Origin of the sequence: Microbacterium sp. CR_7, from assembly GCF_041954755.1 — a bacterium.
Classification (GTDB): domain Bacteria; phylum Actinomycetota; class Actinomycetes; order Actinomycetales; family Microbacteriaceae; genus Microbacterium.
The window spans coordinates 554,789-567,065 of sequence record NZ_JAVAYF010000001.1 but is presented as its reverse complement, the minus strand read 5'-3'; the positions used below and the strand labels follow the sequence as shown (position 1 = coordinate 567,065).

The 12,277-nt window shown below is 69.8% G+C and carries 12 protein-coding genes and 1 tRNA gene; 3 read left to right on the top strand and 10 right to left on the bottom strand.

Annotated elements, in window-relative coordinates; translation table 11 throughout:
• Positions 1 to 47 precede the first annotated feature (47 nt).
• Genes tatA through RAC81_RS02715 form a run of 6 tightly spaced genes read right to left on the bottom strand, consistent with a single transcriptional unit; the run spans position 48 to position 4,937 of the window.
• On the bottom strand, positions 48 to 311 hold the full coding sequence (tatA, locus tag RAC81_RS02740) for a Sec-independent protein translocase subunit TatA (RefSeq protein ID WP_143740755.1): 264 nt from the start codon (positions 309 to 311) through the stop codon (positions 48 to 50).
• 26 nt (positions 312 to 337) lie between these two features.
• Positions 338 to 1,327, bottom strand: coding sequence for a helix-turn-helix transcriptional regulator (locus RAC81_RS02735; protein WP_375080890.1), 990 nt, complete (start codon positions 1,325 to 1,327; stop codon positions 338 to 340).
• Positions 1,324 to 2,316 carry a helix-turn-helix transcriptional regulator gene (locus tag RAC81_RS02730; RefSeq protein WP_375080889.1) on the bottom strand — a complete coding sequence of 331 codons (993 nt, stop codon included), beginning with the start codon at positions 2,314 to 2,316 and terminating at the stop codon, positions 1,324 to 1,326. Before RAC81_RS02730 ends, RAC81_RS02735 begins: the two co-directional genes overlap by 4 nt.
• Positions 2,316 to 3,230: a hypothetical protein gene (locus RAC81_RS02725; RefSeq protein ID WP_375080888.1), complete on the bottom strand. Its 915-nt coding sequence runs from the start codon at positions 3,228 to 3,230 to the stop codon at positions 2,316 to 2,318. The genes RAC81_RS02730 and RAC81_RS02725 overlap by 1 nt, the downstream gene beginning before the upstream one ends.
• A gap of 10 nt (positions 3,231 to 3,240) precedes the next feature.
• Entirely contained in the window at positions 3,241 to 4,260 is a 1,020-nt protein-coding gene (locus RAC81_RS02720) for a tRNA (adenine-N1)-methyltransferase (RefSeq protein WP_375080887.1), read from the bottom strand.
• Positions 4,257 to 4,937, bottom strand: coding sequence for an HAD family hydrolase (locus tag RAC81_RS02715; protein ID WP_375080886.1), 681 nt, complete (start codon positions 4,935 to 4,937; stop codon positions 4,257 to 4,259). The genes RAC81_RS02720 and RAC81_RS02715 overlap by 4 nt, the downstream gene beginning before the upstream one ends.
• Positions 4,938 to 5,027: 90 nt before the next feature.
• On the opposite strand from RAC81_RS02715, the gene RAC81_RS02710 reads away from it, so the two are divergent.
• Positions 5,028 to 5,876, top strand: a complete 849-nt coding sequence (locus RAC81_RS02710) for a PAC2 family protein (protein ID WP_375080885.1) — start codon at positions 5,028 to 5,030, stop codon at positions 5,874 to 5,876.
• Positions 5,877 to 5,890: 14 nt separating this feature from the next.
• Here RAC81_RS02710 and RAC81_RS02705 read toward each other — a convergent pair whose 3' ends face one another.
• Together RAC81_RS02705 and RAC81_RS02700 are read right to left on the bottom strand one after the other, a co-directional pair.
• Entirely contained in the window at positions 5,891 to 6,715 is an 825-nt protein-coding gene (locus tag RAC81_RS02705) for an undecaprenyl-diphosphate phosphatase (protein ID WP_375080884.1), read from the bottom strand.
• 49 nt (positions 6,716 to 6,764) lie between these two features.
• Positions 6,765 to 8,060, bottom strand: a complete 1,296-nt coding sequence (locus tag RAC81_RS02700) for a M20/M25/M40 family metallo-hydrolase (protein WP_375080883.1) — start codon at positions 8,058 to 8,060, stop codon at positions 6,765 to 6,767.
• A 112-nt stretch (positions 8,061 to 8,172) separates the two neighbouring features.
• Between RAC81_RS02700 and RAC81_RS02695 the strand changes: the two genes are divergently transcribed.
• Positions 8,173 to 8,255 (top strand) — tRNA-Leu (locus RAC81_RS02695).
• A gap of 88 nt (positions 8,256 to 8,343) precedes the next feature.
• On the opposite strand, the gene RAC81_RS02690 is transcribed toward RAC81_RS02695, so the two are convergent.
• Positions 8,344 to 9,444 (bottom strand): VIT1/CCC1 family protein, encoded by a 1,101-nt coding sequence (locus RAC81_RS02690; protein WP_375080882.1) that lies wholly within the window; start codon positions 9,442 to 9,444, stop codon positions 8,344 to 8,346.
• A gap of 123 nt (positions 9,445 to 9,567) precedes the next feature.
• Positions 9,568 to 11,310: a DEAD/DEAH box helicase gene (locus tag RAC81_RS02685; protein ID WP_251585336.1), complete on the bottom strand. Its 1,743-nt coding sequence runs from the start codon at positions 11,308 to 11,310 to the stop codon at positions 9,568 to 9,570.
• Positions 11,311 to 11,435: 125 nt separating this feature from the next.
• Between RAC81_RS02685 and RAC81_RS02680 the strand changes: the two genes are divergently transcribed.
• On the top strand, positions 11,436 to 12,266 hold the full coding sequence (locus RAC81_RS02680) for an SGNH/GDSL hydrolase family protein (protein WP_096716159.1): 831 nt from the start codon (positions 11,436 to 11,438) through the stop codon (positions 12,264 to 12,266).
• The last annotated feature ends 11 nt before the right edge of the window (positions 12,267 to 12,277 follow it).

The window sequence follows — 12,277 nt, the reverse complement described above, 5'->3', positions numbered from 1 at the left end:
TCGCGACCGGGAGTCTCCTGATCGGCGGATTCGAGTGCCGACACGACCTACGCGGATCGAGGCGGCTGACCCGGGTCCGCGTCGCGGATCACCGTGTTCTCCGTCACCGATGCCTTCGGAGCGGGAGCGGCGGTCGCCGCGGGCTCCGTCGCGTCACCGGCGTCGTCGCTCTTCATCGCCTTCATCTCGCCCTTGAATACGCGGGCCGACTGCCCGAGGCTCTTGGCGAGCGCCGGCAGCTTCGCAGCGCCGAAAAGCAGCAGGATGACGGCGAGGATGATCAGCAGATGTGGCCAACCGAAAGCGCCCATGATTCTCCTTCGTCGTTTTCCCCAGTCTAACCGGCGTCAGGGCGATCCGGGTGGCTATACAGTGCGAGTCCGGCCGCGGCCCACTCACGGGCCGCCGTGCGGGCGATGCCCGGTTCGACGACCTCCATCACGCCGCCGAACCGCGCGGCAAGGCGTTTGATGCCGCGTGGGTCGGCGAGATGCAGCCGAGCCGTGACGACGCCGTCCTTCGCCTCCACCTCGTCGCCGGTGAGGAATCCGCGGAGCAGCGGGGCGATCCTCTCGGGGATGCGCACCCGCACCTCGCCCTCGTCCTCGGCCGCGGCGAAGGCCTCGGGAACGTGATCGCCGGCGTGGGTGATCGGGATGTCGGTGAGCCGTGCATCGCTGACGCGGTCGAGGTGGAACGTCCGCATCGCCTTGCGCATATGGCACCAGCCCTGCAGGTACCACTGGGCATTCGTGATCAGCACCTGCACGGGATCGACGGTGCGCGTGGTCGGTGCGGCATCGGGCGCCTGGTAGGTGAACGAGACGGCGACCCCGTCGCGGACGCCCTGGGAGACGACGCGGCGCACCTCGTCGACGGCGCTGGGCGCGACGACGACCTCGGCCGGCGCATCGGCGGCACCCCGGGAGAGCTTGGAGATCAGACCGGCCACGAGGCCGGAGTCGGACACCGCGGGAACGGCCGCGACCATCTGCAGACCGGCGAGCAGGGCGGCGGCCTCGCGGGCCGTGAACCTCGGCACCCGACGCAGTGCGACGTCGTTCGTGATCTCGATGACGTCCTCCTCGTCGAGGAGATCCCAGTTGATGTCGAACATCTCCTGCGGCTGCTGCCAGTAGCCCGAGTCGCCCGGAAGGCCGATCACGGTGAGCTTCTCGACCATCTGGCGCATCTCGTTCGGAGTCACCCCGAACTCCGTCGCCGCCTCCTGCAGCGAGACCTGACCGTGCTCGAGCAGGTACGGCACGAGCGTCAGGTACACCCGCACGCGGTCGGCGGCGAGCAGCGGCTTGGTCTGTGCGCTCATCGGCCGCCCTCCGCGTCTGTGTTGGCCTCGACCACGGCGGTGAGCCGGGCGATGACAGCTTCGCGCAGTGGCGAGGGCTCGACGACGCGGACCTCGGGTCCGTACGAGGCGAGCTCGTCGGCGAGGATGTGCAGATCGACGAACGGGACACGGATCCCCTGGGTGGCCGGCGTGGCCCGACGCCCGAGCCGCAGGGAGGCCTCGGTCCCCGGCGTCACCTCGAGCAGCGCGGAATTCTGGGCGGCGACGGCCTCGAGTCCCGACAGGGCCCGCTCCCCCGCCCCATCCCGAAGAGACGGGTCGAAGGCTGTCCCCGTCATCTTCACCTTGCCGACGATGCGGCTGAGCAGGAACATGCGGTCCTCCTCGATCGCGACGTCGATCCCGAAGACGTGCCAGCGCGCCTCGTAGTCGACCAGGGCGAGGGGACGCATGCTGCGTCGTCGCGGCGCATCCTCCCCCGGCTTCAGATAGTCGAACACGACGACGCGGCTCTTCTCGATCGCCTCCTGGAGGATAGGGAACGCCTCATCTCGTGCCGTGATGCGAGGGGCGAAGCCGATGATCGGCTCGTCGCCGTCGATCCCCAGTGCTCGGATCTTGCGCACGCCGGCCTGGGCGTCGCCGGACGCCGACTCCGCGCTCCAGACGCTGCCCGCGAGCCGCAGCACGGCGAGCTCGGCCGGGGTGAACTCGATGTCGCCCGGCAGGTCGTACTCCGCCTGAGGGATGCGGTAACGAGCCTCGCGGAGGTCGTTCGGGTCGGACTGGTCCCCCAGCGTCTCGACCGGCACGCCGAGCGTGCGGAGCTCGTCCTTGTCGCGCTCGAACATCTTCTCGAGCGCGTCCGAGCGTGCGCCGGCATCCGCGCGCTGGCGGTAGCCCGACACGCTGTCGAGGATCTGCTGCTTCGTGAGCCCGATCTCCGTGGCCATGAGCGCCACGACGAGGTTCGTCAGGCGCTCCTCCGCGGGAATACGGGCCGCCATCACTGCTCCGGGGTCGGGACGATCCCCAGGATGTCGACGACGATCGCCGTCGCCTTGTTGCCGTCGGCCTCCGGTACGACGACCAGCAGCTGGGAGCCGACCGTGGCGCCGACGAGCTCGTTGGCCGCCGGGCCGATGTTCGGCTCGGAGCCCCACGTGCTCGTCGCGACCTTCTTGTCGTCCCAACCGACGGCCGTGAGGTTCGTGATGATCGTCTGACCCTTCTCGACGACAGCGCCGTCTCCCTTGATGAGGGTCTGCGTGACCGACTTCTTCGGCGCAGGGCTGTCGGGCACGATCACTCCCGGCGTGCCGTCCGGGGCACGCACGACGGTGGGCATGCCCTGCGCGTCGTTGAACTGGGGCGCACCCTCGGCGCGGGCGAGCGACACGTCGAGCACGTCGATGACGGCGACCACGTTCTCGTCGTCGTCGAGCCCGAACGCCTCGACGTTCGCCTGACCGAAGTCCTCCGGCGTCAGGACAGCGACGACGCGGCTGCCGCCGGTCGCGCACTCCAGGACCTTCTCGAGCCCCGCCGACCTCTGCGACCAGTAGGAGATGCTGTGCACGCGGCTCAGGTCGTCGTTGTACTCGGTCTCGTAGAGGGGCTTGCCGCTGTCGCCGGCGAAGAACGTCAGGTCGAGGACGAAGGGCTGAGACGTCGACTCGAGAGTGCGGCCGTCGCCGACCACCGCGTCGGCGAACGACGTCTTCGACGCCTTCACCGGGCCGAACACCTCGACATCGGGCTTCGCGCCCAGCTCTCCGTCGACGTTCACGGAATCGAGGATCGCGCTCGAGTCCGCGGCACGGTCGCAGGTCTCCCCCGCGAACGACGGGGCGGACGCGCACCCGGTCAGAGCGAGGGCGGCGAGGCTGAGGGTGGCCAGAACGGCGGACGTTTTACGCACGCGCTCCAGTCTATTCCGTCGGGGACTCCGATTCGCGCGATGCGGCGGCGAGACGCGCGCCCTCCGCGGCCCTGGCTGCTTCCCGCGCGCGCTTGCGCAGGTTCTTGTCGGTGATCTCGCGATCGCCCACCGCCCCGGGCGTCCAGAGTTCGACGTCCTCGTCGCCGTAGCTGCTCTTCGACGCGCGGCGCTTGACCGACGGCGCGACCGCTCCGGGAGCGAGACGCCGGGCGGTGAGGAGGAACCCGGTGTGCGCGACCATGCGGTGGTCCGGACGCACGGCGAGCCCTTCGACGTGCCACCCGCGGACCATCGTCTCGGAGGCGTCGGGATCGGTGAACAGACCGGTGCCGCGGATGTACTCGGCGACGCGGGAGAGCTGTGTGGCGGTGGCGACGTAGCAGAGCACGACGCCGCCGGGGGTCAGCGCGTCCGCCACGACGTCCATGCACTCCCACGGGGCGAGCATGTCGAGAACCACGCGGTCGACGGTTCCCGGCTCGAACTCGGCGGGCAGCGCCTCGGCCAGGTCGCCGACGACCACGCTCCACGTCGACGGGGTCTCGCCGAAGAAGGTCTCCACATTGCCCCGCGCGACCTCGGCGAAGTCGTCGCGGCGCTCGAACGACACGAGGCGTCCCGCCGGGCCGATGGCCCGCAGCAGCGAGAGCGACAGCGCGCCGGAGCCGACGCCGGCCTCGACGACCACGGCTCCGGGGAACACATCGGCCTGCATGACGATCTGCGCGGCATCCTTCGGGTACACGATCGCCGCGCCGCGCGGCATCGACATCGCGAAGTCGCGGAGGAGCGGACGCAGGGCGAGGTACTCGTGACCGGAGCTGTTCGCGACGACCGAGCCGTCGGGCAGTCCGATGAGGTCGCGGTGACGCAGCACGCCGTGGTGCGTGTGCAGCTCGCCGTCCTCACGGAGCGTGACGGTGTGCAGGCGGCCCTTCGGACCGGTCAGCTGAACCCGGTCTCCCTCGCGGAACGGTCCGCTGGGCCGGTGTACGGAGGCCTGGCTCATCGGGTGGCTCCTGTCATGGCCTTGCGGTCGAAGAGCTCGACGAGGTCGGCGGCGGTGCGGTCCTGCAGCGTCGGCCACAGTTCGTGAGCGCCCACATGGTCGAGCGAGACGATGTGCGGGACGCCGAGGGTGACGGCACCGGAGGCGAGCCCTGCGCGCAGCCCCGTCGGCGAGTCCTCGATCACGAGCGTGTCGGCGATGTCGATCTCGAGCAGCGACGCGGCGTGCAGATAAGGCTCCGGGTGCGGCTTGGGGTTCGAGACGTCGTCGCCTGCCACCACGATGTCGAAGGCGTCGAACTCGATGAGGTCGACCACGCTGAGCGCCATGCGGCGCAGGGACATCGTCACGAGACCCGTCGTGATGCCGGCGGACTTCAGGTCGAGGAGCAGCTCGCGGGCTCCGGGACGGAACGGCACGCCCTGTACCCGCAGCGCCTCCTGCACCCCGTCGGTGAGAAGGGAGATGATCGCGTCGGCCTCCATGTCGACGCCCGCGTTCTGCAGGATCACCGCGCTGTCGATCAGACCGTTGCCGACGAGCTGCAGAGCCTGCTCGTGGCTCCAGCTTCCGCCGAAGGATTCGACGAGCGCCGTCTCCGCTGCCATCCAGTACGGCTCGGTGTCGACGAGGGTTCCGTCCATGTCCCAGAGGATCGCGCGGGGCTGTCTGCTCACCGGTCCATGTTAGCCGTGGCGCCGCCCTCCCCCTGTCCGGTCGGACTAGCCTGGGTAGACATCGATCCGGAACCACGAGGGGAGACCACGATGGATGTTCTGGGTTCTCGCATCATCATCGCCGCCTTCGATGGCTGGAACGACGCGGGCGAAGCCGCGAGCGGCGCCATCGCCGCACTGCGCGCCGAGAACGAGTACGACCTCGTGCACTCGATCGACCCCGAGCTGTACTTCGACTACCAGTACACCCGGCCGGCCACGAAGATGGATGCCGAGGGGCGTCGCCAGCTGACCTGGCCGGAGGCCGGGCTGTGGCGTCCGCGCGATCCGGGTCCCGGCCCCGAGCTGTGGATCCTCACCGGGGTCGAGCCCGCTCGCACCTGGCAGGCGTTCGCCTCGGAGTTCATGGACGTCGCGCTCCGCGACGACATCACCGGACTCGTCACCCTGGGGGCGATGCTCTCCGACGTGCCGCACACCCGTCCGATCTCGATCTTCGCGTCCAGCCAGAACGAGCAGGTGCGCGAGGCGCACGGCCTCGAGCGGTCGCTGTACGAGGGGCCCGTCGGCATCCTCAGCGTCTTCGAGCACTTCGCCGAGACTTCCGGCATCCCGACCGCGAGCCTGTGGGCGAGCGTCCCGCACTACGTGGCGTCGGCGACCCCCTCGCCGAAGGTCACCCTGGCACTGCTCGACCGCCTCGAGGAGCTGACCGGCGTGGACGTCCCCCGCGACCACCTGCGCACCGAGGCCGCCGCGTGGGAGGCGTCGATCGACGCGGCCGCGGCCGACGACGAGGACATGACCGAGTACATCCGGCAGCTCGAGCGCACCCGCGACACGTGGGACTCGCCTGACGCCTCCGGCGACGCGATCGCCCAGGCTTTCGAGCGCTACCTGAAGCGCCGGGGCGACGGGCCCGCCGACCGCAAGGGCTGAGCCGCCCCGGTCGCTCAGGCCGGGATGACCCCCAGTCCGAGCAGCACCAGGAGCACGGAGCCGAGCAGGATGCGGTAGATCACGAAGGGCAGGAAGCTGCGCTTCGAGATGTAGTTCATGAAGAACGCGATCACCGCGAGGGCCACGGCGAACGCGACGCCGGTCGCCGCGAGCGTGTCGCCGAACGAGAAGAACGAGGGCTGGTCCCAGCTCTTGAACACCTGGTAGAAGCCGCTTCCGAAGACCGCCGGGATGGCGAGCAGGAACGCGTAGCGGGCAGCCGCAGCGCGCTCGTACCCGAGGAACAGCCCCATCGTGATCGTGCCGCCGGAGCGCGAGACCCCCGGGATGAGCGCGAGCGCCTGAGCGAAGCCGTACGCGACGCCGTGCGGATAGGTCAGGTCGTTCAGCTTGCGACGCTTCGAGCCGACATAGTCGGCGACTCCGAGCAGGATGCCGAACACGATCAGCATGACCGCGACGATCCACATCGACCGGAAGACGGTCTCGATCTGATCCTGGAACAGCAGCCCGAGCACGACGATGGGGATGCTGCCGATGATGATCATCCAGCCCATGCGCGCATCGGGGTCGCTCTTCGGGGCCTTGCCGATGAGAGATCGGAACCACTGGCGGATGATGCGCACGATGTCGCGCCAGAAGAACACCACCACCGCGGCCTCGGTACCGATCTGCGTGATGGCGGTGAACGCCGCGCCCGGGTCCTCACCGGACGGCAGGAACGTGCCGAGGATGCGCAGGTGCGCACTCGAGGAGATGGGCAGGAACTCGGTGAGTCCCTGCACCAGGCCGAGGATGAGCGCTTCGAGCAGGTGCATGGAGGAGCCTTCGGGATGTTCGGGAGCGGCGCGGTCGCGCGGGGAGCGCTCAGTACGTGCGCAGCAGATCGGCCAGCACCTGCTGACCGAAGACAAGCGATTCTACGGGCACGCGCTCGTCGACCCCGTGGAACATGCCTGTGAAGTCCAGGTCGGCCGGCAGCCGCAGCGGCGCGAAGCCGTACCCCGTGATGCCCAGATACGCGAGCGCCTTGTTGTCGGTCCCCGCTCCGAGGAGATACGGGATGACGGGGACGCCGGGGTCGTGACGGCCCAGGCTCGCCACCATCGCGTCGACGAGGTCGCCCTCGAACGGGGTCTCCATGCCGATGTCGCGCACGACCGTCTGGATCTCGATCTCGTCTCCCACGATCTGCTGCAGCTCGCGCAGCACGTCGTCTTCGGTGCCGGGGATCACGCGGACATCGATCAGGGCCTCGGCCCGCTCCGGGATGACGTTGTGCTTGTACCCGGCGCTCAGCACGGTCGGGTTGGTCGTCGTGCGGAAGGTCGAGCGCAGGAACGCCTCGGCGGGACCCGCCGCAGCGGCCAGCGCGTCGGGGTCGTCGACCGGACGCCCGGTGAGGTCGCTCAGGCCCTGCAGCAGCGCCTCGGTCGTCGGCGTGAGCCGGACGGGCCACCGTGTGCGGCCGATCGCCGCGACGGCCTCGGCGAGCTTCGTGACCGCGTTGTCGTCGTGCAGGCGGCTGCCGTGCCCCGCCCGCCCCTTGGCGACGAGACGGATCCAGATCAGCGCCTTCTCCCCCACCTGCAGCAGGTACGCGCGACGGTCGTCGACGGAGATCGAGTACCCGCCGACCTCGCTGATCGCCTCCGTCGCCCCCGCGAACCACTCCGGCCGGTCGCGCACGACGAGCGCGGAGCCCTCCACGCCGCCGTTCTCCTCGTCGGCGAAGAACGCCAGCACGAGGTCGCGCTCGGGCTTCTCGCCGGCGCGCAGGATGTCCGCGACCGCGGTGAGGATCATGGCATCCATGTTCTTCATGTCGACGGCGCCTCGGCCCCAGAGCATGCCGTCTTGAACGACACCCGTGAACGGGTCGACGGTCCAGTCCTCCGGCATCGCCGGGACGACGTCGAGATGGCCATGCACCACGAGGGCGGGCTTGCTGCGGTCGCGCCCCGGCACCCTGGCCATCACGTTGGTGCGCCGCGGGATCGGTTCGTAGTACTCGACCTCGAGTCCGAGCTCCGTGAGGTACGCGCCGACGTACTCCGCTGCCTCGCGCTCGCCCTTGGCGTCTCCTCCGCCGAAGTTCGACGTGTCGAAGCGGATCAGGTCTCGGGCCACGCGCACGACTTCGGGAAGGGACTGCTCGGTCATGGCTCCAGGCTATCGAAGCCGCGAGGCGCGCCCGGGCGACCGCCTCGGTTTCTGAGTGCATCGAGGTGCGTGCTAATGTAAATCTTCGTTCGGCAACGAACATCCAACACCCGCGCGGGTGGCGGAATGGTAGACGCGCTACGTTGAGGTCGTAGTGCCCGTAAGGGCGTGGGGGTTCAAGTCCCCCTCCGCGCACAGACAGGCCCCGGAAGATCCACGATCGTCCGGGGCCTTCTTCGTACCCGGGCGTCCGGCCGGCGCGAGCACCGGCCGGACACTGACGTCACACCGCCCCGACGCCGAACACCAGTCCGAGCACATAGGTGACGGCAGCGGCTCCGAAACCGATCGCCAGCTGACGCAGCGCGCGGCGCAGCGGCGGACCGCCGGACAGGATGCCGACCATCGCGCCCGTCGACAGGAGCGCCACGCCCACCAGCACGAGGGCGACGACGACCGCCGTCGTGCCCTGCAGGCCGAAGATCCACGGGAGAACCGGGATGATGGCGCCCGAGGAGAACAGCAGGAACGACGAGAGGGCGGCCGTCCAGTCGCTGCCGACGATGTCGTGGTCGTCACCGCTGTGCACGTGCACCGGACCGGTGGTCGCGGTGCGCTCGACGCCCGCTCGTGCCGCGGCGACGATGCGACTGGCGCGTTCGAGCGCCTCCTCCGGTCCGACTCCCCGCGCGCGATAGACCAAGGCCAGCTCGTTCTCGTCGATGTCGAGGTCGGCGGCGGTGGCCGCTGCGTCCTCGTTCGCCTCCGTCGCCGCGAGCAGCTCGCGCTGGGAGCGTACCGAGACGAACTCCCCCGCGCCCATCGACAGCGCACCGGCGAGGAGTCCGGCGATGCCGCTGAAGAGCACGAAGCCGGAGCTGACACCGGTCGCGCCGATGCCGAGCACGAGCGCGAGGTTGCTGACGAGACCGTCGTTCGCGCCGAACACCGCGGCTCGGAAGGAGCCGGACAGGCGGCGCCTCCCCCGCGCGGCGAGTCCGCGGACGACCTCGTAGTGCACCTTCTCGTCGGCCCGCATCGCGGGGGTGGCGTACTGCTCCTCGTCGTACGGCGACCGCGCCTCGGCGCTCTGAGCGAGGGCGAGCACGAAGATCGAGCCGAAGCGTCCGGCCATCCGCCCGAGCAGACGCGAGCGGACACCCGCCCTGGGCAGACGTGCCGGCTCGCCGCCGAGCAGATCGAGCCAGTGCTGCTCGTGTCGTCGCTCGGCATCGGCGAGGCCGAGGAGGATCTCGCGCTCCTCTCCCGAGCGACGGTGAGCGAGTCGCTGGTAGACGAGGCCCTCGGCCCGCTCCTCGACGAGGTAGCGGGCCCACCTACGTCGATCGGCGTCGGTCGCGGGGGCAGGCGCAGGTGCGGTCATGACGTCTCCTCGGTACTGCTGCGGGGGCGATTCCACGCTAATCGGCGCGGCACGGCGTGCACGCCGAAAACCCGTGATTGCCAGCTTTTCGGGGCGGCGAAGGAGGGACGCGTGAAGCGTCGATCAGGAGCGGACGCGCTTGCGCAGCACGTCGATCCTCGCCTGCAGCTGGGTGACCGTCGCCTGGGCGACAGCGGGACCTCCGCAGATGCGACGCAGCTCGGCGTGGACTGCTCCGTGCGGCTCGCCCTTCTGCCGCGCGTAGAGTCCGACGAGGCTGTTCAGCAGCTGTCGCTGCTCCTTGAGCGTGCGGTGGAGGGGTGCGGGGAGCGTCGTCGTCTCGGTGGGCCCGGCCGCGGCCTCTCGCGCTTCCCGTAGCCGGGACTGCCGCGCCTGACGCTGCATCAGGAGTTCATGGACGTGCTCGGGCTCGAGGAGCCCGGGGAACCCGATGAACTCCTCCTCCTCCGGGGTGCCCGGTTCGGCCAGCTGGCCGAACTCCTGGCCCTCGAACACGAGCCGGTCGAAGTGCGCGATCGACGACAGCGCCTGATAGCTGAACTCCTGGGTCAGCGCGTCCGATGCGTCGTCCTCCCGGTTCGCGCTGTCGAGCAGCGAGTCCTCGAGTCCGTCGTCGTCTTTCGACTGTCGGTCGAGCGCGTGGTCGCGCTGCTTGTCCATCTCGTTCGCCAGGCCCATGAGCACGGGCACCTGCGGGAGGAACACGCTCGCCGCCTCGCCCCGTCGGCGGGCGCGCACGAAGCGTCCGATGGCCTGCGCGAAGAAGAGCGGCGTCGACGACGACGTGGCGTACACCCCGACCGCGAGGCGCGGCACGTCGACACCCTCCGACACCATGCGCACCGCGACCATCCAGCGATCGTCGCTCGCGCTGAACTTCTCGATCCGCTCGGAGGCCGTCGCATCGTCGGAGAGCACGATCGTCGGCTGCTGGCGCGTGATGCTGTGGAGGATCTTGGCGTAGGCCCGCGCCACGGTCTGGTCGGTGGCCAGCACGAGTCCGCCGGCGTCGGGGATATGGTGGCGGATCTCGGTGAGGCGCCGGTCCGCGGCGGAGAGCACCGCCGGCATCCACTCGCCCTCCGGATCGAGAGCGGTACGCCAGGCCTGGGACGTGACGTCCTTCGTGTTGTCCTGCCCGAGGTGCGTCTCGAGCTCGTCGCCCGAGCTCGTGCGCCACCGCATCTTGCCTGCATACATGTGGAAGAGCACCGGCCGCACGACGCCGTCGGCGAGGGCTCTGCCGTAGCCGTAGTTGTAGTCGGTCCGCGAGATCCGCGCCCCGGACTCGTCGGGGTGGTACTCGACGAACGGGATGGGCGCCGTGTCGCTGCGGAACGGCGTCCCGGAGAGGAGCAGACGCCTCTTGGCCGGGCTGTACGCGTCGCGGATCGCGTCGCCCCAGCTCAGCGCGTCTCCGCCGTGGTGCACCTCGTCGAGGATCACGAGCGTGTTCGCGTCTTCCGTGAGGTGACGGTGCACCGACGACTTCGCCGCCACCTGCGCGTAGGTCACGACAGCGCCGTGATAGTGGCGGGCCGGCGCCCAGTGACTGTTCTTGAAGTGCGGGTCGAGTCGGATGTGCACGCGGGCGGCGGCATCGGCCCACTGCGTCTTCAGATGCTCGGTCGGTGCGACGACGATGATCCGGTTCACCTCGCCGCTGCGCATGAGCTCGACGGCGAGGGTGAGGGCGAACGTGGTCTTGCCTGCCCCGGGTGTGGCGGCGACGAGGAAGTCGCGCTGATCCGCCTCGAAGTACTGCTCGAGAGCCTCCTGCTGCCAGGCGCGCAGCTTGTTGGCGGTTCCCCACGGGGCGCGCTGGGGAAAGGACGGAGAAAGCATCGAGACAACGATAATCGGTGCCGCCGACACCGGATCGCACCGGCACGGATGCCGACCGGCGGAGTAGGCTCGGTCACTGCGCCGCCGCCATCGATGCGCGGCGCACGTTCGCGAAGGAGAGCTGGATGACCGACCAGGATTCGACTCGGACCCCGTACGTGGCCAACGACACACCCCACCCGTGGCGCCGTTTCGTGGCCGTGGGCGACTCGTTCACCGAGGGGATCGGCGACCCCGATCCCGCCGTTCCCGGCGGTCACCGCGGCTGGGCGGACCGCGTCGCCGAGGTCCTGTCGCAGCAGGTCGACGACTTCGCCTACGCGAACCTCGCCGTGCGCGGCAAGCTCATCGCGCAGATCGTCCAGGACCAGATCGAACCGGCCGTCGCGCTGCGCCCCGATCTCGTGTCGATCTGCGCCGGCGGGAACGACGTGATCCGGCCGGGGACCGATCCCGACGCGATCGCCGCACAGCTGGAGGATGCCGTCGCCCGGCTCTCCTCGACGGGTGCGGCGGTGCTGCTGTTCACCGGGATCGACACGGGATTCACGCCCGTGTTCCGTCCGTTCCGCGGCAAGGTCGCGATCTACAACGAGAACGTGCGGGCGATCGCGGAGCGCCACGACTGCATCGTCGCCGATCAGTGGGCGCTGAAGGTCGTGCAGGACATGCGGTTCTTCGACGACGACCGTCTGCACTACAACGCGCTCGGCCACCACGAGGTCGCTCGGATGGTGCTGCGGGCGCTCAACGTACCCAACGACCTGGAGTCGATGCAGCCCGAGGCCCTCCCCGTTCGCACCTGGCGCGAGGCGCGTGCCGAAGACCTCGGCTGGGCACGCGAGCACCTCGTCCCCTGGGTGCTGCGTCGGCTGCGTCACCAGTCCTCCGGTGACCACGTCGCGGCGAAGCGCCCCGAGGCCGCGCCGTTCCTGCGGCTGCCCGAGAATCGCTGACCTCGGCGCCC

What these genes read in the sequence shown, in the direction of transcription:
- RAC81_RS02710 (WP_375080885.1), top strand. Translation starts at nt 5,028, where the DNA reads ATGGATGTTCTGGGTTCTCGCATCATCATCGCCGCCTTCGATGGCTGG.
- tatA (WP_143740755.1), bottom strand. Translation starts at nt 311, where the DNA reads ATGGGCGCTTTCGGTTGGCCACATCTGCTGATCATCCTCGCCGTCATC.
- RAC81_RS02730 (WP_375080889.1), bottom strand. Translation starts at nt 2,316, where the DNA reads ATGGCGGCCCGTATTCCCGCGGAGGAGCGCCTGACGAACCTCGTCGTG.
- RAC81_RS02700 (WP_375080883.1), bottom strand. Translation starts at nt 8,060, where the DNA reads ATGACCGAGCAGTCCCTTCCCGAAGTCGTGCGCGTGGCCCGAGACCTG.
- RAC81_RS02685 (WP_251585336.1), bottom strand. Translation starts at nt 11,310, where the DNA reads ATGCTTTCTCCGTCCTTTCCCCAGCGCGCCCCGTGGGGAACCGCCAAC.
- RAC81_RS02705 (WP_375080884.1), bottom strand. Translation starts at nt 6,715, where the DNA reads ATGCACCTGCTCGAAGCGCTCATCCTCGGCCTGGTGCAGGGACTCACC.
- RAC81_RS02735 (WP_375080890.1), bottom strand. Translation starts at nt 1,327, where the DNA reads ATGAGCGCACAGACCAAGCCGCTGCTCGCCGCCGACCGCGTGCGGGTG.
- RAC81_RS02720 (WP_375080887.1), bottom strand. Translation starts at nt 4,260, where the DNA reads ATGAGCCAGGCCTCCGTACACCGGCCCAGCGGACCGTTCCGCGAGGGA.
- RAC81_RS02680 (WP_096716159.1), top strand. Translation starts at nt 11,436, where the DNA reads ATGACCGACCAGGATTCGACTCGGACCCCGTACGTGGCCAACGACACA.
- RAC81_RS02690 (WP_375080882.1), bottom strand. Translation starts at nt 9,444, where the DNA reads ATGACCGCACCTGCGCCTGCCCCCGCGACCGACGCCGATCGACGTAGG.